The organism is Actinophytocola sp., assembly GCF_036002505.1.
Taxonomy (GTDB): domain Bacteria; phylum Actinomycetota; class Actinomycetes; order Mycobacteriales; family Pseudonocardiaceae; genus DASYTH01.
On sequence record NZ_DASYTH010000229.1, the window covers coordinates 1 to 19,847 of the forward strand.

Consider the following 19,847-nt stretch of genomic DNA (forward strand, 5'->3'; position numbering starts at 1 on the left):
CAAGCAGACCACGGACTTCCGCGACGTCTACGCCACCCTGCTGGACAACGTGCTCGGCACCGACGCCGGCCGGGTGCTGCCGGGCCACTCCGGCCGGATCCCGAACCTGCTCTAGTCCACATGCAACACGACCTTGCCGCCAATCTTCCGCAGCAGCAAGGCATCCAGCGCCGGCCCCGGGTCACGCCAGGACGCTCCAGCTCGACCTGCCCGTCGAGTTCCCCCTCGGCGACCAGCGTGGCCAGGCGCTCCAGGTCGTCGGCAGGCCGGTGGGCCGCCAGCTCGTCAGTCAGGTTCAACGTGTGGATCCGCGCACCGGGCGACCGGTCGAACCGTGCGGCCCGGAACGTCACCGTCTCATCGGGACTCCCCGTCGCGATGTTGACCACGATCCCCCACGCGGCGAGATGCTCGACGGCCTGCCCGAAAACCGTGCCGCCGACCCCGTCGATGATCAGGTCGTAGTCGCCGTCGAACGCCTCGGCCACCTCCCGCGCACCGAGCCGCCGCAGCAGGTCACCGGCGGCGGCAGCGTCGCGGACCAGCGCGGACACCCGCGCGCCGGCCACCCGGGCGAGCTGCACCGCGAACCGGCCGACGCCCCCGGTCGCGCCGGTGACCAGAACCCGTTTGCCCAGCACCAGCCCGCCGACCGCGAGCGACCGCAGCGCCGTCAGCCCGGCCGTGGGCAGCGTGGCGGCCTGCGCGTCGGGCACCTCGCCCAAGTTCCCAACCTGCTCTGACACATGTCTGATGGATAGTCGCGGAAAGCCTCACGCCGACCAACAGAACCTCAGGGGACCGTGACGGCACCCAGCCACAATCCACCACGCGACCGCAGCGTTCCCTGGAACGCAACCACCGCTTCAAATCCCCGGAGAGGCGGGCTGGTGCACCCGCACCACGGCCTGATCCGGCAGCGGGTTCGGCTCGGCGACCTCGGAAAGCACCACGTGCGGCGGGGTCGCGCTGGTCGTCAGGGCGAGCACGTCAGCGGACCACCTGGCCGTACATCTCGCCGAGCGGGTCGGCGATCAGCTCGATCCGCGCACCGTCCGGATCCGTGAAGTACGCGGAAACCTCGCTGTGCACCTCGTGCGGGATGCCTTCGGCTTCGAGCCGGCCCTTCAGCTCGCGCCAGCGCTCCGGCTCGACGGAGATCGCGACATGGTGCAGACCACCGAGCACCTCGGCGTAGGGCCCGAGATCCAACCCGGGAAAGTCGAAGAATGCCAGCAGGTTCCCGTTGCCGATGTCGAAGAAGAAGTGCGAAGACCCGGCGTAGTCCCGGTTCTCGAGCAGCTCGGTCAGCGGGAAGCCCAGCACTCCTTGGTAGAACCGGATCGTCCGCTCCACGTCGCCGCTGATCAGGGCGGTGTGGTGCAACCCGCGCCCGCTGGACGGCCCGCGCTCCCCCGCCGGTCGCAGGTGCGCCGCCCGAATCCGCTCCCGCTCGCCGGCGAGCGTGTCACCATCCATGCCGAGCACGGTACTTCACCGGGCGGCCTCCAGCCGGGCGCGTCACGCTGAGTGGGGCAGGCTTGACCATTCGTGACATCGGTGCAATAGTCCTGAGCACACCCAACTTCAACTGTTGGCAATCCCCCCAAACTTGTCGAAGCGCTTCGATGTGCGCCTTCGTCGAAGCGCTTCGACAACTTCCTGTAATGACCGTGCAACGACGCCCGGAAGGAAAACCCATGCGGAACCCAGTGCGCTCACTCATCACAGCAGTGGCCGTCGCGGTCACCGCTGTCACCGCCGCCGTCCCTGCCCAAGCGGCCGTATGGTCCTCAACGGACAAGTTCGGGTCGTGGTCGAACGGCGGCTACACCGTGCGCAACGACGTGTGGGGCAGCGGCGCCGGACCGCAGACGATCTGGGCGAACTCGTTCAGCAACTGGGGCGTCTGGGCCAATCACCCGAACACCGGCGGAGTCAAGTCGTACCCGCACTCGGCCAGGAACGTCGGCCGGAACCTCAGTGCGCTGCGCAGTGTCACCAGCAACTTCAACGTCACCAGGCCGGGCAGCGGCGCCTACGCGACGGCGTACGACATCTGGGCGAGCAACAACGCCTTCGAGATCATGCTGTGGATGAACAAGCAGGGTGCCGTCGGCCCCATCGGCTCGAAGCAGGCCACCGCGACGGTCGGCGGGCACACCTGGGACGTCTACCGGGGAAGCAACGGCGCCAACGCCGTGTTCTCCTTCCTGCGCACCAGCAACACCAACTCCGGGTCGGTGGATGTGCTCGCCGTGCTGAACTGGATCAGGAGCCGGGGATGGTTCGGTGACGTCACCCTCGGCGAGGTGCAGTTCGGTTTCGAGATCACCTCATCGAGCGGCGGTCTCAACTTCATCAGCAACAGCTACTCCGTGTCCTTCTCCTGACCTCCGGCGAGCCGGCCGAGTGGCCGGGCCGTGCGGCAGTCCCGCATGGACGGTCCAATCATGTCCTCTGGTTTCCACCTCGAATTAGTGTCGAAGCGCTTCGACACTAATTCGACCTTCTCACATCGACGTCTTACTGGAGGTATTCCGTGGAGACGAGTCGTCGTCGTTTCCTGACCATCGGCGCGGCCGGGCTCTCCGCCATCGGTGGAGTCGGTGCGGCGCCGGCCGCGGCCACACCACCCGTCCCGGCCACCGAGATCATCCACTTGACCGGAACCGACGCCGATCACACCGTTGACTGGGAGTTCCTGTGCACGAGCGGACGCCGGGCCGGGGTGTGGGGCACCATCCCCACCCCGTCGAACTGGGAATGCCAGGGCTTCGGCACGTACAACTACGGCTTCAACCTGGTTCCGGAGGAGCAGGGCCGGTACCGGCACACGTTCACGCCGCCGGCGGAATGGGCGGCCCGGAAGGTGTTCCTCGTCTTCGAGGGCGCCATGACCGACACCGAGGTCTGGGTCAACGGCATCGCCGCGGGTCCCCGCCATCAGGGCGGCTTCTACCGGTTCCGGTACGACGTGACCGCCCTCCTCCAGCTCGGCCGGCCCAACCTGCTCGAGGTCACGGTCAGCCGGGAGTCCACCGACAACTCGGTCAACGACGCCGAACGCCGGGGTGACTACTGGAACTTCAGCGGCATCTTCCGGCCGGTGTCGCTGCAGGCGTTCCCGGCGGCCCACATCGACCGGATCGCGATCGACGCGCGGGCCACCGGAACGTTCGCGGCCGACGTCCACCTGGCCGGAATGGCCGCCGCCGGTCGCCTGGTGGGGCAGGTCAGACTGCTGGACGGCACGACCGTCGGCGCGACGTTCTCGGTGCCGGTCGCGGCCGGAACCACCATGGCCACGCTGAGCACGACCGTCGCGGCGCCCCGGCTGTGGACGGCCGAGACGCCGCACCTGTACCGGGTGGACGTTCATCTGGCCGATGACTCCGGCACCGCGCTGCACGGCGTCTCCGAGCGGTTCGGTTTCCGCACCGTCGAGGTGCGCACCGGAGACGGCGTGTACCTGAACGGCAGCAGGATCATCCTGAAGGGCTCGAACCGGCACACGTTCTGGCCCACCCTGGGCCGCGCGTCGAGCCCGCGCCTGGCGCGGCAGGACGTCCTGCTGATGAAGGAGATGAACATGAACGCCGTGCGGATGTCGCACTATCCGCCGGACACGTTCTTCCTCGACCTCTGCGACGAGTTGGGCCTCTACGTGCTGGACGAGCTCGGCGGCTGGCAGAAGCCCTACAGCGAGGCCGCCGGGGCGCCGCTGGTGGCCTCGATGGTCACCCGCGACGCCAACCATCCGTCCATCCTGTTCTGGGACAACGGCAACGAGGGCGGCTGGAACACCGCCCTGGACAGCCACTTCGCCCGGTACGACCCGCAGGGGCGGGCCGTCCTGCACCCGTGGGCCACGTTCAGCGGCATCAACACCGACCACTACGAGACCTACGAGAGCACCAAGGCGATCCTGGCCGGGCCGACCATCTTCATGACGACGGAGTTCCTGCACGGTCTGTACGACGGCGGCGCGGGCGCCGCGCTCAACGACTACTGGAAGTTGATGGGCACCGCGCCGCGCTCGGCGGGCGGATTCCTGTGGGCCTTCGTCGACGAGGGCGTCGCCCGGGACGACCGGGGTGGAGCCATCGACACGGCCGGCAACCTGGCGCCCGACGGCATCCTCGGCCCGTTCCGGGAAAAGGAAGCCAGTTTCTTCACCATCAAGGACATCTGGTCGCCGGTCCAGCTCGCCGACCCGGACTACTACCAGACGACCTTTCCCGCGAACTTCCCCGGCACGGTCGAAGTCGTCAACCGGTATGACTTCACCAATCTCGCCAGGTGCGCGTTCACCTGGCAATTGCTGACATTCGCCGCGCCCGGCGACGCCGGCACCGCGCCGAGGACCATCGCGCGGGGCACCGCGGCCAGCCCCGACGCCGGCCCTGGTGCCACCGGTGCGGTGCGGCTCGGCCTGCCCGGCAACTGGACCAGGGCCGACGCGCTGCGGCTGACCGCCATGGACCCGACCGGCCGGGAGATCAACACCTGGGTGTGGACGATCAGGAAGGCCGCTGGTCACGCCGCCAGGCTGGGCGTACCGGGACATGGCAGGGTCACCGCCACCGAGACGGCCACCGGCGTGACCATGGCCGCCGCCGGTACTCGGATCACGATCAGCAAGAGCACCGGCCTGCTGACCGAGGTGACCCGGGACGGCATGCCGGTGTCGCTGGCCGACGGTCCCACCCTGGCCGCCGGCACGGCCAGCTTCACCGGTCTCACCCACTTCCGTGACCGCACCGGACACGTCGTGCAGGCCACGTATTCGGGAGACCTCAGATCCGTACGGTGGCGTATGGATTCAAACGGCTGGCTGCAGCTGAGCTACCACTACCACCGCACCGGCGACCACGACTTCCTCGGCGTCAACTTCACCTACCCCGAGGCGGCGGTACGCGGGCTCACCTGGCTCGGCGACGGGCCGCACCGCGTGTACAAGAACCGCGGGCGCGGCGTCCACCCCGGAGTCTGGACCAAGACCTACAACGACACCGCCACCGGCGCCGCCGGCTGGCAGTACCCCGAGTTCAAGGGCTACCACGCCAACACCTACTGGGCGGCCCTGAAAACGGCAGAGGGAACCATCACCATCGTCGCCGCCGAAGAGAACCTCTTCCTCCGCCTGTTCACCCCCGCGGTCGGACCCAACCCGATGAGCGCCACCGTGCCCTACCCGGCCGGCGACATCTCGTTGCTCGACGCGATCCCGGCCATGGGCAACAAGTTCCAACCCGCTACCCAACTGGGTCCCGAAAGCCAACCAGCCATCGCCACCGGCGACTACCGGCGCACCGTCTACATCCGCTTCAGCGCCTGAATCGTTGAGTGTGCGCCAGGTCCAGTCGCGGCACAGGTTCGGCACAGGTTGTGCCGGGTCTGCGCACAGGGTCGGTTCCTACGGTCGCAGGCCACGGAACCCGACGACGCGATGAGGAGCACGAACGCATTCCGACGACGAAGGGGCGGCCGGATCCTCGGCCGCCGGCAGGCGCTCACGATTCTCGGCATGTCCGGGCTGGCGCTGACCCTGGCCGGCACCGGGACAGCGGCCGCGGATTCCACTGTGGACTGTGTGGCTAAGCCGGAGATGACCGAGGGCCCGTACTTCGTGGACGAAGGGCTCAACCGCTCGGACATCCGCACCGACCCGACCGACGGCTCGGTGGTCGCCGGCACCGCGCTGATGCTGACCCTGCGCGTGCTGCGGGTCGACGACGGCTGCAAGGCGATCAAGGACGCGATCGTGGACATCTGGCACTGCGACGCGCTGGGCGTCTACTCCGACATCGCCGCGGAGGGCACCAGCGGGAAGAAGTTCCTCCGCGGCTACCAGGAGACCAACGGCGCCGGGAAGGCCGGGTTCGGCACCATCCTGCCCGGCTGGTACCGGGCCGGACCGTGCACATCCACGTGAAGATCCGCACCACGGGCACGGACGGCAACCCGTACGAGTTCACCTCGCAGCTCTATTTCACCGAGGAGTTCAAGACCGCCTACCTGGCCACGGATCCGTACGCGGCCAAGGGAACGCCGGACACCACCAACGCGACGCCGTTCGATGCGATGAATGCCTCATTCAGTGCACTGAGCGCGGTGAATGACGCATTCATCGCACTCCACCCCGCCGACCGGCGCCCCACCACCACAGTCCGGCACTCTCCTAGATGCGCCTCAGAGCAGGTCGCGGAGCACGGTTTCGGTTTTCGTGGTGGCGTCGTCGATGTGCAGGGCGCGGTGCTCGATGTCGGCGGTGAGCAGGTCACGGTAGGCGGGCGCTTCGGCGAAGGGGACTTTGAGGGACAGTTCCAGGAAGGTGCGGTCGCCGGAGTAGGTCCACTGCTCGGCGCGCAGGTCGGCGGAGCCGGGCCAGGTCAGGCCGGACCAGCGTAGGGCGGTGATCGGGCCGGCGAGGTGGAGGCCGCGGAACGGGTGGCCGAGGTCGGGGCCGCAGCACTTCAGGAAATCCAGCTGCTCGTCGGTGCAGGCCTGCTTGGGTTTGCGGTCGCCGGAGACCACTTCGGCGAGGTCGTCCGGTTCGATGTCGGCGACCACGCTGGCGGCGAGGACGGGCTTGCGGGCCCAGTCGTACTCGACCCGGTATTCGTCGGTGTGCTCGGTGCCGGGCAGCCAGCGGCCGGTCAGCCGGTCGGGCGGGGCCGGGCGCAGCTTCAGGGTGGTGTCGCCGGTGTCGTCGCCGTGGCCGCGCAGGCGCAGCACCACTCCGGCGTCGAACAGGCGCAGGCCGGTTCCGGCGCGCTCGTCGAGGAAGTGAATGGTCCGCCGGTCGGCCGTGGCGCGGTCGAGATCGTACGAGGAGACCGCGGCCGCCACGTCGGCGCCGGCGAACGTGAACTTGATCTCCGCCTGGTGTTCACCCATCCCCCATCCAAGGCGGGAACACGGCCGGCGCGGTAGAGGCGCAAGGCCTGTTAACGCAATTTGCACAAACGATCAAGTGTCGTAACGTGATCGACCAGATACTTGCGGTATTCGTTAGGCTGCCTAGAGATCCATCTGAAGGGGCCTCCATGCCGGATGACGCGTTGCACGACAACTACGGGCCGGAGGCCCGCTACGCGGTCGCGCGCGAGGCCGAGCTGCCGACCACGGCGTGGGAGCGCGAGGTGGCCCGCGGGCTGGAGCTCGGCCTGCCCGGCGCGGACTCCATCGTGGACAAGCGGATCCCCACGTTCTCCCGCGGCGAGCTGCCGCACTTCGCCGGCATCAACACGTTCCTCAAGGCGCCCTACGTGGAGGACGTGCGGCGCTGCGGCGAGTACGACGTCGCCGTGCTCGGCGCCCCGTTCGACGGCGGCACCACCTACCGCTCGGGCACCCGGTTCGGCCCGCAGGGCATCCGGAAGATCTCCGCGCTCTACGGCTCGTACAGCTTCGAGCTCGGCGTGGACCTCCGCGAGTCGATCACCATTGCCGACCTCGGCGACGTGTTCACCATTCCGGGCAACATCGAGAAGACGTTCGACCAGATCACCAAGGCGGTCGGCCACGTCTACGCCTCCGGCGCGTTCCCGGTTGTGCTCGGCGGCGACCATTCCATCGGCTACCCCACGGTGCGGGGCGTCTCCGAGCATCTGCAAGGAAACCTCGGGATCATCCATTTCGACCGGCACGTGGACACCCAGGAGACCGACCTCGACGAGCGGATGCACACCACGCCCTGGTTCCACGCCACCGACATTCCCAACGTGCCGCCGAAGAACCTGGTGCAGATCGGGATCGGCGGCTGGCAGGCGCCGCGGCCGGGCGTCAAGGTCGGCCGGGAGCGCGGCACGACGATCATGACCGTCACCGACTGCGTGGAGATGGGCATCGAGGCCGCCGCCGCCAGGGCCATCGAGGTGGCCTGGGACGGCGCCGAGGCGGTGTGGCTGTCGTTCGACGTGGACTGCCTGGACGCCGCGTTCGTGCCGGGCACCGGCTGGCCGGAGCCGGGCGGCTTCCTGCCCCGCGAGGTGCTCAAGTTCATCCAGCTCGTGGCCGAGCGCCCGCTGGCCGGCATCGAGGTCGTCGAGTGCTCACCCCCCTATGACAACGCCGAGATCACGTCGCTGATCGCCACCCGGGTCATCTGCGACACGCTCGGCTGCCTGGTCCGTGCCGGGCACCTGCCCCAACGACGTGGCGCCACCTAAGTCCCTTCGACTCCACCGGAGGCGCCGTGATCGTCCGTCCCGCCCGCCTGCTGACCGCGTTCGTGTGCGCCGTTCTCGTCGCCGCCTGCTCGAGCCCGGCCACGTCGTCCGACCCGAAGATCACCGTGGGGTTCAGCGCCTGGCCGGGCTGGTTCCCGCTGCAGGTGGCGCAGGAGAAGGGCCTGTTCGCCAAGAACGGCGTCACCGTCGAGCTGAAGTACTTCGACAGCTACACCGACAGCCTCAACGCCCTGTCCACCGGCGCGATCGACGCCAACAGCCAGACCCTCAACGACACCCTGGCCTCGGTGAGCGGCGGCGCGGCCGAGACCATCGTGCTGGTCAACGACAACTCCACCGGCAACGACCAGATCATCGCCCGGGAGGGGATCACCGGCGTCGCCGACCTGAAGGGCAAGAAGATCGCGGTCGAGCAGGGCACCGTCGACCACTACCTGCTGTTGCTGGCGCTGGCCGAGGCCAAGCTCGGGCCGGGAGACATCGAGCTGGTGCCGCTGGCCACCGACGCCGCGGCGGCCGCGTTCGCCGGCGGCCAGGTGGACGCCGTCGGCGCGTTCGCCCCGTTCACCACGACCGCGTTGCAGCGCAAGGGAAGCCGGGCGGTGGCCACGTCCAAGGACTTCCCCGGCGCGATCCCGGACCACCTCGTGGTCAAGCCGTCGCTGGTCAAAGACCGGGCGAAGGACGTGCAGGCGCTGGTGAACACCTGGTTCGAGACGCTCAAGTGGATTCGCGACAACAAGGACGAGGCGGTCGCGATCATGGCGAAGCGGGCCGGGGTCAGCGTCGAGGACTACCAGTCCTACGATGCCGGGACCACGATCTTCACCCGGGCGCAGAACCTCGAGGCGTTCACCCCGGGCAGCACGCCGGCGCACCTCGACTTCCAGACAGCCAAGATCATCGAGTTCATCACGGGCACCGGGCTGGCCAAGGACAAACCCAGGCTGGACGGACTGTTCGACGACCGGTTCGTGAAGGCGGCGCCGGAGTGAGCCCGCTCGCCAACCATGTGACCGAGCGGGCGGCCGGCGAGCTGCGCACCCGGCGGGAGAACTGGCGGCCGCTGCCCCGGCGCCGCCCGCCCCGGCGGGTGCCCGCGGTGCTCGCGATCCGGGCGCCGATCCCGAAACCCTGGCGCTGGACGCTGATCGTGCTCTCGCTGGCCATCCCGCTGGTGGTCTGGACCGCGCTGAGCGCGTCCGGCGCGGTGTCGCCGACGTTCCTGCCGTCGCCGCGGGCGGTGCTCGCCACCGGCCTCGAGATGGCGCGGACCGGCGAGCTGTTCACCGACCTGTGGGCGACCCTGCGCCGGATCCTGTACGGATTCGGCATCGCGGTGCTGATCTCGGTGCCGCTGGGCATCGCGATGGGCACGTTCCAGGCCGCGCAGTCGCTGTTCGAGCCGCTGATCGGGCTGGTGCGCTACCTGCCGGCCGTCGCGTTCATCCCGCTGCTGCTGATCTGGCTGGGCACCGACGAGGCGCCGAAGGTCGCGCTTCTGGTGCTGGGCACGGTGTTCTTCAACACGGTGATGACCGCGGACGTGGTGCGCACGGTGCCGCGGGCGATCATCGACGTGTCCTACACCCTGGGTGCCCGGCGCGGTGAGGTGCTGCGCAAGGTGATCGTGCCGTACGCGCTGCCCGGGATCATCGACGCGATCCGGGTCAACGCGGCGGCCGCGTGGAACTTCGTGGTGGTGGCCGAGCTGGTCGCGTCCACCACCGGGCTCGGCCGCCGAATCGTTCAGGCGCAACGGTTCCTGCAGACCAGCAAGATCTTCGCGGTGCTGGTGGTGATCGCGGTGCTGGGCGTGGTGATCGACGTGGCGCTGCGGCTGCTGCGCAATCGGGTCGGGCGGTGGGTCGGATGAGCACCGGGCTGTCGCTTTCCGGTGTGGGCAAAGACTTCCGGGTCCGCGGCCGCACGGTTCGGGCGCTGGACGGGATCGACCTCGTTGCGGCGCCCGGGGATTTCGTGTGCGTGGTGGGCGCGAGCGGGTCCGGCAAGTCGACGCTGCTGTCGCTGGTCGCCGGGCTCATACCGCCGACGTCCGGGGAGATCCAGTTGCACGGCCGGCCGGTGACCGGACCGGGCCCGGACCGGGGGCTGGTGCCGCAGGCCGGCACGCTCTACCCGTGGCGCACGGTGGAGCGCAATGTCGCGTTCGGACTCGAGCTGTTGCCGCTGGACCGGGCCGAGCGGGCCCGCCGGGTTTCCTGGTACCTGGCCGAGACGGGGCTCGCCGGCTTGCGGAAGTCGTTGCCCCGCCAGCTTTCCGGCGGTCAGCAGCAGCGCGTGGCGATCGCCCGGGCGCTGGCCTGCGAGCCCGAGGTGCTGCTGCTCGACGAGCCGTTCGGCGCGCTGGACGTGCAGACCAAGGAGGACATGCAGGTCCTCGTCCGGCAGGTGTGGCAGGACACCGGCACCACCGTGCTGATGGTGACGCACGACGTCGAGGAGGCGGTCTTCCTCGGCCAGCGGGTCATCGTGCTGGCATGTGATCCTGGGCGGATCGCGGCGGAGATCCCGGTCGAGCTGGCCGAAGAGCGGGGTCTGGATGTCAAGCGGAGTGCGGGGTTTCTCGAGTTGCGGGCGTCTGTTGAGGACCTGGTGCGGGCTTACCACGCCCAAGTGCGATGAAGGGGGCCTTCCTCACGCCGGAGGTGAGAAAGGCCCCCTTCATCGCAACTACTCCACGAACCCCGCAGTTTCCAGGCGGATCACGTAGTCGCTGTACATCTTCACCTGCGCGACCTTGTCCGTCGTCGCGATCAGGTTCTTCTGCCGGTACAGGTAGATGATCGGGTTGTCCTCCTGGATCTTCTTGATCACCTTGCCGTACAGCTCGCGGCGCTTCGCCACGTCCTGGCTGGCGCGGGCGTCGGTGAGCCACTGGTCGATCTCGGGGTTGGAGTAGCCGGAGTTGTTCTGCGAGCCCTTGGTCTGGAAGAACCGGGTGATGTTGCCGTCCGCGTCGACCTGGCCGGACCAGCCGATCCGGAACATCTGGAACTTGCCGGCGTCGTTGAGGTCGAGCGCGGCGGCGAACTCGGTCGGCTCCAGCTGGACGTCGAACCCGGCCTCGGCGGTCATCGACTTGATCGCCTCGCCGATCCGGACCGCGTCCGGGTTGTTGATCACCGTCAGGTTGGTCTTCACCGGGGTCGGCACGCCGGCCTCGGCGAGGAGCTTCTTGGCCTCGGCCACGTCATGCTTCGGGCAGGCCTGTGAGGCGTCCGAGGCGAGCGGGCTGATCGCGCTGATCGGGCCGCAGGCCGGGGCGTGCACGCCCCGGAACACGGTGCGGACCAGGGCTTCCCGGTCGATGGCCAGCGAGAACGCCTTGCGCACCCGGGCGTCGGAGGCCATCGGGTTGGCGTACGGCGCGGCGAGCGGCCCGGGGTCCTTGCCGAGCCCGGCGTTGTTCCCGATGTTCACCGTGATGCCCTGGTAGCCGAGGGATTCCGTGGTGATCAGGCGCAGGGTGCTGATGCTCTTGAGCTCGTCGACGTTGATCGGGCTCACGTTGAAGATCACGTCGACGTCGCCCGTGCGCAGGTTGGTGAACCGCGAGTTCGCGTCCGTGATCGTCTTGAAAATGATCTTGTCGAGCTTGACCTTGGCCGCGTCGTAGTAGTTCGGGTCCTTGACCACCTCGATGCGGTCCTGCGCCACCCGGGTGGCGTACTTGAACGGCCCGATGCAGACCGGCGCCGTGGCGAAGTCCCCGCCCTTCGCCAGCGCGGCCGGCGACATGATCATCCCGGCCCGGTCCACGAGCTGGGCGGTGAGCGGCGCGTACGGTGCCGACAGGTGCAGCTCCACGGTCGCCGGGTCGGCCACGGTGACGTCGGTGACCGGGCTGAGCTCGCTGCGCCGGTTCGAGCCCTCCATGGTGCGGTGCCGGTCCAGGGACGTCTTCACCGCGGCCGCGTCCATCGTGGTGCCGTCGGCGAACCGCAACCCGGTGCGGATCTTGATCTTCACGGTCTTGCCGTCCGCGGAGATCTCCGGCAGCGCGGCCGCCAGCAGCGGCACGAACTCGAGCTTCTCGTTGATGTCGTACAGCGCCTGGCACATCGACGAGAACACGATGCGCCCCACCAGTGTCCGAGACACCGTCGGATCGAGCTTGTCCGGCTCGGCGTCCAACGCCAACCGCAGCGTGCCGCCCGCCTTCACCGCCCGGGTGTCCGCCCCGGACGGTTGCTGCGGCTGCTGCCCACCTCCACTATCGATCTTGCCGCAACCGGTCAGCACCAACGCGAAGCCGGCGACCGCGGCGACCAGCCGTGCACCAAGACGAGTCATGACGCCCTCACGTTCCGTCGCAGGAACCTCGAACATACTGCATACAATTTGCAGGGCGCCTCGCTCCGTTGCCCAACCGTGACCCGTCCGATCTAGGCTCCGGCGGTGCCCGCGGCCTCGCTCGGATGGCGTACCGACCTGATGCTGCTGCGCCTGCAGGGAAGCGTCGTCGACGAGTGCGCGGACCACCTCGTGGTGCGGATGCCGCACCATCCCGATCACCACTACCGGTGGGGGAACTGCCTGCTGCTGCATGCCGCGCCGGCGCCCGGGACGGTCGCGGCGTGGATGGACGTGTTCCGCCGGGAGTTCCCGGCGACACCGCGGGCCGGGATCGGGGTGGACGGCATCGCGGGCGCAGCGGGCGACGACGCCGAGGCGCGCGCCGCCGGGCTCGAACCGGTGCGGCGGACCGTGCTCACCGCGAGCGCGTTGCGGCCGCCCGAGCAACCCGCCGCGGCGGCCACGGTTCGCCGGCTGGAGAGCGAGCGGGACTGGGCGTCGGCGGTGGAACTGTGGCTGTCCAACAACGTCGACTACGACGACGAGGCGTACCGCGGGCACGCGGTCGGGAAGGTGGGGCTGTTCCGGGACCTGCACGAGCGCGGGCTCGGCGCCTGGTTCGGCGCGTTCCTGGACGGCCGGCTGGTGTCCGGGCTCGGCGTGTTCAGCGACGGTGCGGGCGTGGCCCGGTTCCAGACCGTGGACACGCATCCGGAGTTCCGCAAGCGGGGGCTGGCGAGCACGCTGCTGTACACGGCGGGGCGGTACGCGCTGCGCGAGCTCGGCGCGCACACGCTGGTCATCGTGACCGACCCGGCGGCCGGCGCGATCCGGATCTACCGCACGCTGGGTTTCGCCGACGCGGAGACCCAGGTGCAGCTGCAGGAACGGCCGGGCTCAAAAATCTTGAACGAAAATTGAACCGAACGGGCCTGGTTTACGTGTGGGCAGGCAACGGCGGGGTCGCATTGAGGGGTGCGGAGTGCGCGGAGTGAACGGGGCGGTGCTGGCCGCCCGCGATGCGGACGTGGAGGCGTTGCTCAGCGCGGGGTCGCGGGCGCTGGAGCTGGACGGGGACCTGGTGGCCAGCCGGAGCTGGTTCGACCATGCGTACCGGGCGGCCGAGCGGGCCGGCGACACCGCGGCGCTGGCCGAGGCGGCGCTGGGGCTGTCCGGGCTGTGGGTGCACGAGCACCGGGCCACGCCGGCGTCGGTGCTGCTCCGGACCCGGTTGGAGCAGGCCCTGGCGGCGGTCACGCCGGGCTCGGAGCTGGCGCTGCGGCTGCGGATCCGGCTGGCCGGGGAGAGCGACTACCGGACCGGCGGGCATGCGGCGATCCTGGCGATGCTCGGCGAGGCCCGGCGCCTCGGCGCGCCGGTGGCCCGGGCGGAGGCGCTTTCCCTTGCGCACCACTGCCTCCTGGGTCCGGAGCACGGCGCGGTGCGGCGGCGGCTGGCCACCGAGCTGATCGGCGAGAGCCACGACACCGGGCGGCGCAGTGACCTGCTGATGGGCGTGCTCTGGCAGGCCGTCGACCTGTTCCTGGCCGGCGAGCCCCATGCCGAGCGCCGGCTGGAAGAGCTGCGCGTGCTGCTGGCCGAGCGTGATCACCTGGCGGTCGGGTTCGTGGCCGCCGCGATCGAGGTGATGCTCGACATCCGGGCCGGCCGGTTCGCCGAGGCCGAGCGGGCGGCGCGGGCGTGCGCGGAGCGTGGGGCGCGGGCCGGGGACATCGACGCGGCCGGATGGTACGGCGCGCAGCTCGTCGCGATCCACTGGTACCAGGGCCGGATCACCGAGCTGCTGCCGATGCTGGACGAGCTGGTGCACTCCCCCACGCTGAGCGCGGTGGACAACGCGTACTTCGCCGCGCTCGCGGTGGCCGCCGCGGCGGACGGGGACCGGCGGCAGGCGGCCGGCACGGTGGCCACGCTCTGCGGCGACGATCTCGGCGAGCTGCCGCGGTCGAGCAGCTGGCTGGTGACCATGCACGGCATCGTGGAGGCGACCTACCTGCTGGACGACGCCGCGACCGCGGCCCGGGCGTACGCGCTGCTCGAACCGTTCGCGGACCTGCCGGTGACGGCGAGCCTGGGCGTCGCCTGCTTCGGCTCGGTGCGGCACGCGCTGGGCACGGCGGCGCTGACCACCGGCGACCTGGACGCGGCGGTGCCGCACCTGGGCGCCGCGGTCCGGCACAACCTGGCGTTGGGGCACTGGCCCGCGGTGATGGCGTCGCGGCGAAGACACGCGCACGCGCTGGCCCGGCGCGGCCGCGCGGCCGACCTCGCCGCCGCGCGGACCGAGCTGGCCACCGCGGTCCGGGAGGCCGAGGCGCTGGGCATCCCGGTGCCGGCCGAGCGTGATCATCAGGTGCCGCGGGTGAGCTGCGCCCGGACCGGGCGGCGGTGGCGGATCGAGCGGGGCGGCCGGAGCGTGCAGGTCGAGCATGGCGTGGGGATGCTGCACCTGGCCGTGCTGCTGGCCAACCCCGGCACCGAGATCCCGGCCGTCGAGCTGGCCGCCGGCGCCGGGGTGCTCGCCGACTCCGCGTCCCCGCACGCGGTTCTGGACTCGTCGGCGGTGCGTGGGTACCGGCGCCGGCTCGACGAGTTGCACAATGAGATCGACTGCCTCGAGCCCGGCGCCGAGCTCGACCGGGCCCGCTCCGAGCGCGACTGGCTGGTCGCCGAGCTGGCGGGCGCGACCGGTCTCGGCGGCCGCACCCGCGCCTTCGCCGACAACGGGGAACGGGCCCGCGTCGCCGTCGGCAAGGCCATCCGCCGGGCCATCACCCGCATCACCGAAGCCGACCCGGCACTCGGCGAGCACCTCCGCACCACCGTCCACACCGGCACCCGCTGCTCCTACCGCCCCACCTGAACCGCGAACTCGCGTGCTCCAACCGGGGACTCGCGTGCTCCAACCGGGGACTCGCCGGATCCTGCCGGGGGTCAGCGGGCGGCGAAGGCGGCCACCACGCGGGGCAGGACGACGGCGTTCCAGCCGAACATGTCGAGCGCCATCTTGGGTTTGCGGGTGACGGCGCCGTTGGCCACCGTCCACACGCGAACCTGACCGTTGCTGGTGTCCGCGCCGGTGATCTGCGACCAGGGCACGGTTTTGGCGAACGGGCGGTGCGGGCACAGACCCTCGGCGTTCGCGTCGATCCGCGCGGACGGGCTGCCGCCGAACGGCACCGTGCCCCCGGTCACGATCGTGCGAACCAGGCGGGCGGCGATCCGCGGACACGTCGTCGCCTCCAGCAGCGCCACCAGCCGGGTCCACGCCTCCCGCGCGTCCTCGAGCTCCGTGCCGCGCCGGTACGCGTCGAACATGAACGTGCACCGCTGGTCGCCGCGCGCCAGCCCGACCGTGTAGCTCGCCTGGTTCGCCCGCACCGCCGCCCGATACATCACCCGGGTCACCTCGGTCAGCCGGAACTCCCTGTCCCCAATGGAGATCACCTCACCCGACGCGACGAGCTCCCGCCGCCCGCTGCGCATCCGGATCTCCCCCGACACCGCCGATTCGTTCATGACGCCTCCCGTCCTCACCCACAGAGGCGTTCCATCCCGTTCCAAACCCACTCCGTGACACCGGAATCACCGAGCGCTTTCCGCCGGCTCCGGCTCCGGGCGGCGCATGCCGCCGAGCCCGAACACGATCGCCGCGGCGCAGGCGAGCCCGAAGACCCACCACGCGTTCAGACCGATCCACTGATACACGGCGACACCGACGGCCGGGCCGATGGCCGCGCCGAGGCTGAACATGGTCTGCATCGCGCCGATGTAGCGGCCACGCAGCCCGGGCGGCGCGACCAGGCCGGCGTAGGACATCATCGTCGGCCCGCCGATGATCTCGGCGAGCGTCCACACCAGCGTGCCCACCACGAAGATCCACAGCCCGAACGGCAGCGCGTACATCGCCAAACCGCCGCCCAGCAACGAGAATCCGGTGACGATGATCACCCGCAGCGGCAGCCGCTGGACGAACTTGGTGACGAACAGCTCGCAGGTGATCACGATGAACCCGTTGAGCGACACCAGAACGGCGTACCAGATGGTGGCGAAACCGAGGTCCTGCATGGTGAGCGGCAGCGTGGCCACATATTGGATGTAGACCAGCGAGTTCACCAGGATCGCCAGCAGGTACAGCAGGTACCGGCCGTCGGCGAGCAGGGCCACGTACCCGCGCCGCCCGCGCGCGTCCACGTCCGCGGCCTTGCCGTGCACCGGCCGCTTCGGCAGGGTCAGGCCGGCGATCCCGGCGTAGATCAGCGCCGCGACCGCCTGCGCCCAGAACAGCAGGTCGTAGGACACCGTGATGAGCACCGCCCCAGCCACCGGCGCCGCGGTGGTACCGAGGTTGATAGCCAGCCGGTACACCGCGTAGATCATCACCTGCTGGTGCTTCGGGGTCAGCTCGGAGAGCAGGGTCGCCGCGGCCGGCCGGTAGAACTGGTTGACCAGCCCGGCGAAGGCCACCGACACGATCACGGCCGGGAAGCTCCGCACGTACAGCACGACCACCAGCAGCCCGGCGGTGCCGCACATGGAGACCAGCGTGGCGTAGCGCGGGCCGAGCCGGTCGGCCAGCGCGCCACCGATGATCACGCCGAGGAACGCCCCGCCGCCGTAGGTGCCGAGCGCGAAGCCGGCCTGCACCTCGGTGAAACCGCGGTGGGTGAGGAAGAGCACGAGGAACGTCTGGAGGAACGCGCCGAGCCGGTTGACCAGAACACCGACCAGCATCGCGCGCACCGGCAGGGAGGACTCGCGCAGCGTGACCCAGACGCCCGCCGGGTCCACGCGGCGCGACGAACCGGTCTGGGTCATGATCGCGGTCCCACAGTGGACACCGGCACTCCTTCGTCGCTGGCATCGTTCCAAGCGCCGGCTCGGACCGTCAATATAACGTTTCGTTGCCGGCATCCACAAATTGAGGCGTTCGCCTCAGCGCATTGCACCGTTTGGTTCACGCCGGGCCGGTTAATAACGTTCCGGGAGCGCTCAAACACACGCCGGATTTTCGCACAACCGCGGCTACTCGCCAAATGGGTGAGTGCCGACCTGCGGTATTCGCCTGAATGGACCTGATCTCACGCCACCCTCACGTTTAGTGTTCCAACGCACGACAAGGACCCGACAGCGGCCACCCTGCGGCACGGATAGGAGAAGGGAAGCATTCGATGTCCTTAATGCGCTCCAGGCGGGTTCGGGCGGCCGCCTCGGTGGTGGCGTCCGGCGCCCTGGTGCTGGCCATGTCGGCGGCCATGCCGGCCACGGCCGCGCCGGCGCACGGCAGTTCCTTCGGTGACCCGCCGGTCATCGACGTGAGCATTACGACGGACGGCGGATTCACGTTACCGGCATCGGTGCGTCCCGGCCTGGTTACTTTCCGCGTAACTACTCCGGAGACGACTTATCACGGATTCCAGGGCTTCCGCACCAAGAACGGCGCGACCGCGGATCAGGTCGTCGCCGATCTGGTCGAAGGCCTTTCCGGGGATACCGTTCGGGCCGCCGCGGGCGCCCACGCGTTGCTGGAGCACTCCACTCTGATCGGCGGAGTCGTACCCGGCGCGTTCGGCGCAATCTCCTCGACCGTGCTCATGACGCCGGGCACGTACTACTTCTTCGACCTCAATGACATCTTCATCGCGGGCCTGGTGCCGCGCGTGCACACCATGGAGGCACGTGGACCGATTCAGGGCCTGCGCATTCCGCGAATCGACGCGGTGGCGCTGCTCCAGACGCACAACCACGGCGGCGAGGACATGCACAGCATCTCCATCCAGGGCGACCTGCCGGCCAACGGCACGTTCCTGGTCGTCAACACCGCCGACGAGGTCCACGAACTGGTGTTCCGCCAGGTCGTTCCCGGCACCACGGACGAGTACCTGACGACCTATTTCAACGCGGTCCGCGACGGCACGCCGCGCCCGCCGCGGCCGTGGGTCGACATCCAGCACGGCCTGCAGGCCATCTCCCCCGGTGTGTTCGCTTTCCTGAAGATCGAGCTCCCGCCGGCCCCCTACGCCGCCGTGTGCCTGGTGCCCAGCGACGACACCGGGTTCGCCCACGCTTACATGGGCATGCACAAGATCGTCACGCTGCACTGACGATCGCTCCTGAACGCGGGACCGGTGCAGGGCCGGTCCCGCGTTCCCTTGTGCCGACTTGTCGCGGGTAGTTCCCACGACAGGTCCCACTTGTCACGGGTAGTTCCCGCGACAAGTCGGTTAGCCCGCGGCGGGTTCGGTGAGGACGGTGGGCGGGTCGACCTGGATCCGGCGCTCGAGGTCCTTGATGGTGCGGTAGTCGGCGTCGACGGCGGCGTGGTCGGGGGAGGCGAGGACCACCCAGCCGAGCATGCTGGACAGGCCGGCCGGGGCGGGCACCGGGTCGCCCGTGGTGAAGTAGAAGTGCTTGCGCCAGAAGGTGGAGAGCAGGTCCACTTCGGAGAACAGGTCGGCGTTGCGCCAGCGGCCGGCATACGGCGCGGAGATCACCACGCTGCACACGTGCTGGATGAGCTGGTAGCCGGGGTGGAACTCGCCGTGCACGCGGTGGGCCACGGTGCGCTCGATGTGGTTGCTCCCGGTGGCCAGCTTGGAGATCATCTGGTGCCCGCCGCCGGCCGGGCGCGCGCCGACCTCGAGCAGGCGCGGGCCGGCCGCGGTGAGGATGACCTCGGTGTGGCAGCAGCCGTTGCGGATGCCGACCGCGTCGAGCACCTGCCGCACGTACGGCCAGATCGCCAGCACCTCGGGGTGGTCCGGCGCGATGAAGTCGACCAGGTCGTACACCCCGATCCGGTCGCCCCGCTGCACCTTGGTGTACCGGCACACGTCCACCATCCCGTGCCGGCCGTCCACCGAGTAGGTGTCCACCAGATACTCGGTGCCCTCGGCGAACTCCTGCACCAGCACCGCGTCGTTGCGCAGCCCGAACTCGTTGATGTGGCCGTGGATCTGCCCGAAGAACGGCCGCCAGTCCGCGCCGCGCTCGACGATGTGCACGTTGTCGGTGGCCGCACTCTTCGGCGGCTTGACCACGACCCGCCCGGCGACGAGCCCGGTGTCCCGCAGCCACGCGTCAATGGCGTCCGGGTCGGCGCCGCAGATCTGCCGCAGCTGCGGCAGGTGCGTGGTGGCCTGCGCCATGGCCCACTTGTCCCGCCGGGCCGCGGCCAGCCCCGGCACGTGACCGGTGCCCGGCACGACCAGCTCCACCAACGCGTCGGCCAGCTCCACCCCGGTCTCCGACCCGGCGATCAGGCAGATCGGGTCGTACTTCCGCAGCGTGGCCGCGAGTCCCTCGACG

Annotated in this window: 18 protein-coding genes; 10 read left to right on the top strand and 8 right to left on the bottom strand. The window is 69.8% G+C overall.

Features of this window, described 5'->3' with window-relative positions:
* The 3 genes from VGR06_RS20430 to VGR06_RS20440 all read right to left on the bottom strand — a co-directional run.
* Window positions 1–716: zinc-binding dehydrogenase (locus VGR06_RS20430; RefSeq protein WP_327560728.1), on the bottom strand; the 716-nt coding region annotated here is incomplete at its 3' end.
* A 150-nt stretch (window positions 717–866) separates the two neighbouring features.
* Window positions 867–989 carry a hypothetical protein gene (locus VGR06_RS20435; protein WP_327560711.1) on the bottom strand — a complete coding sequence of 41 codons (123 nt, stop codon included), beginning with the start codon at window positions 987–989 and terminating at the stop codon, window positions 867–869.
* Window position 990: 1 nt separating this feature from the next.
* Entirely contained in the window at window positions 991–1,479 is a 489-nt protein-coding gene (locus VGR06_RS20440) for a VOC family protein (protein WP_327560712.1), read from the bottom strand.
* Between the two features lie 221 nt (window positions 1,480–1,700).
* On the opposite strand from VGR06_RS20440, the gene VGR06_RS20445 reads away from it, so the two are divergent.
* The 3 genes from VGR06_RS20445 (at window position 1,701) to VGR06_RS20455 (ending at window position 5,938) form a co-directional block, all read left to right on the top strand.
* The gene (locus tag VGR06_RS20445; protein WP_327560713.1) at window positions 1,701–2,393 is read left to right on the top strand and encodes a glycoside hydrolase family 12 protein; all 693 of its coding nucleotides are present in this window, start codon (window positions 1,701–1,703) and stop codon (window positions 2,391–2,393) included.
* 149 nt (window positions 2,394–2,542) lie between these two features.
* Window positions 2,543–5,341, top strand: a complete 2,799-nt coding sequence (locus VGR06_RS20450; protein WP_327560714.1) for a glycoside hydrolase family 2 TIM barrel-domain containing protein — start codon at window positions 2,543–2,545, stop codon at window positions 5,339–5,341.
* 189 nt (window positions 5,342–5,530) lie between these two features.
* Complete coding sequence (locus VGR06_RS20455) at window positions 5,531–5,938, top strand: hypothetical protein (protein ID WP_327560715.1); 408 nt, start codon at window positions 5,531–5,533, stop codon at window positions 5,936–5,938.
* Window positions 5,939–6,195: 257 nt separating this feature from the next.
* Here VGR06_RS20455 and VGR06_RS20460 read toward each other — a convergent pair whose 3' ends face one another.
* Complete coding sequence (locus tag VGR06_RS20460) at window positions 6,196–6,903, bottom strand: hypothetical protein (protein ID WP_327560716.1); 708 nt, start codon at window positions 6,901–6,903, stop codon at window positions 6,196–6,198.
* Between the two features lie 149 nt (window positions 6,904–7,052).
* Here VGR06_RS20460 and VGR06_RS20465 point away from each other — a divergent pair, with 149 nt between their 5' ends.
* From VGR06_RS20465 to VGR06_RS20480, 4 genes are read left to right on the top strand one after another with little or no spacing between them, the layout of a single operon-like run.
* Complete coding sequence (locus VGR06_RS20465; protein ID WP_327560717.1) at window positions 7,053–8,177, top strand: agmatinase family protein; 1,125 nt, start codon at window positions 7,053–7,055, stop codon at window positions 8,175–8,177.
* 26 nt (window positions 8,178–8,203) lie between these two features.
* The gene (locus VGR06_RS20470; protein ID WP_327560718.1) at window positions 8,204–9,193 is read left to right on the top strand and encodes an aliphatic sulfonate ABC transporter substrate-binding protein; all 990 of its coding nucleotides are present in this window, start codon (window positions 8,204–8,206) and stop codon (window positions 9,191–9,193) included.
* The gene (locus tag VGR06_RS20475) at window positions 9,190–10,074 is read left to right on the top strand and encodes an ABC transporter permease (protein WP_327560719.1); all 885 of its coding nucleotides are present in this window, start codon (window positions 9,190–9,192) and stop codon (window positions 10,072–10,074) included. Before VGR06_RS20470 ends, VGR06_RS20475 begins: the two co-directional genes overlap by 4 nt.
* A complete protein-coding gene (locus VGR06_RS20480; protein ID WP_327560720.1) occupies window positions 10,071–10,844 on the top strand; it encodes an ABC transporter ATP-binding protein in 774 nt (257 codons plus the stop codon). The genes VGR06_RS20475 and VGR06_RS20480 overlap by 4 nt, the downstream gene beginning before the upstream one ends.
* Window positions 10,845–10,892: 48 nt before the next feature.
* Here the strand turns inward: VGR06_RS20480 and VGR06_RS20485 are convergent, their stop codons facing one another.
* Complete coding sequence (locus VGR06_RS20485) at window positions 10,893–12,515, bottom strand: ABC transporter substrate-binding protein (RefSeq protein ID WP_327560721.1); 1,623 nt, start codon at window positions 12,513–12,515, stop codon at window positions 10,893–10,895.
* A 105-nt stretch (window positions 12,516–12,620) separates the two neighbouring features.
* On the opposite strand from VGR06_RS20485, the gene VGR06_RS20490 reads away from it, so the two are divergent.
* Window positions 12,621–13,439 carry a GNAT family N-acetyltransferase gene (locus tag VGR06_RS20490; RefSeq protein ID WP_327560722.1) on the top strand — a complete coding sequence of 273 codons (819 nt, stop codon included), beginning with the start codon at window positions 12,621–12,623 and terminating at the stop codon, window positions 13,437–13,439.
* Between the two features lie 61 nt (window positions 13,440–13,500).
* Window positions 13,501–15,402, top strand: a complete 1,902-nt coding sequence (locus VGR06_RS20495; protein WP_327560723.1) for a hypothetical protein — start codon at window positions 13,501–13,503, stop codon at window positions 15,400–15,402.
* A 71-nt stretch (window positions 15,403–15,473) separates the two neighbouring features.
* Here VGR06_RS20495 and VGR06_RS20500 read toward each other — a convergent pair whose 3' ends face one another.
* Both VGR06_RS20500 and VGR06_RS20505 read right to left on the bottom strand, forming a co-directional pair.
* Entirely contained in the window at window positions 15,474–16,058 is a 585-nt protein-coding gene (locus VGR06_RS20500) for a hypothetical protein (protein WP_327560724.1), read from the bottom strand.
* Window positions 16,059–16,124: 66 nt separating this feature from the next.
* Window positions 16,125–17,357, bottom strand: coding sequence for an MFS transporter (locus VGR06_RS20505; protein ID WP_327560725.1), 1,233 nt, complete (start codon window positions 17,355–17,357; stop codon window positions 16,125–16,127).
* Between the two features lie 362 nt (window positions 17,358–17,719).
* Between VGR06_RS20505 and VGR06_RS20510 the strand changes: the two genes are divergently transcribed.
* The gene (locus tag VGR06_RS20510; protein WP_327560726.1) at window positions 17,720–18,643 is read left to right on the top strand and encodes a hypothetical protein; all 924 of its coding nucleotides are present in this window, start codon (window positions 17,720–17,722) and stop codon (window positions 18,641–18,643) included.
* A 120-nt stretch (window positions 18,644–18,763) separates the two neighbouring features.
* Here VGR06_RS20510 and VGR06_RS20515 read toward each other — a convergent pair.
* On the bottom strand, window positions 18,764–19,847 hold a 1,084-nt coding region (locus VGR06_RS20515), incomplete at its 5' end, for an ATP-grasp domain-containing protein (RefSeq protein WP_327560727.1).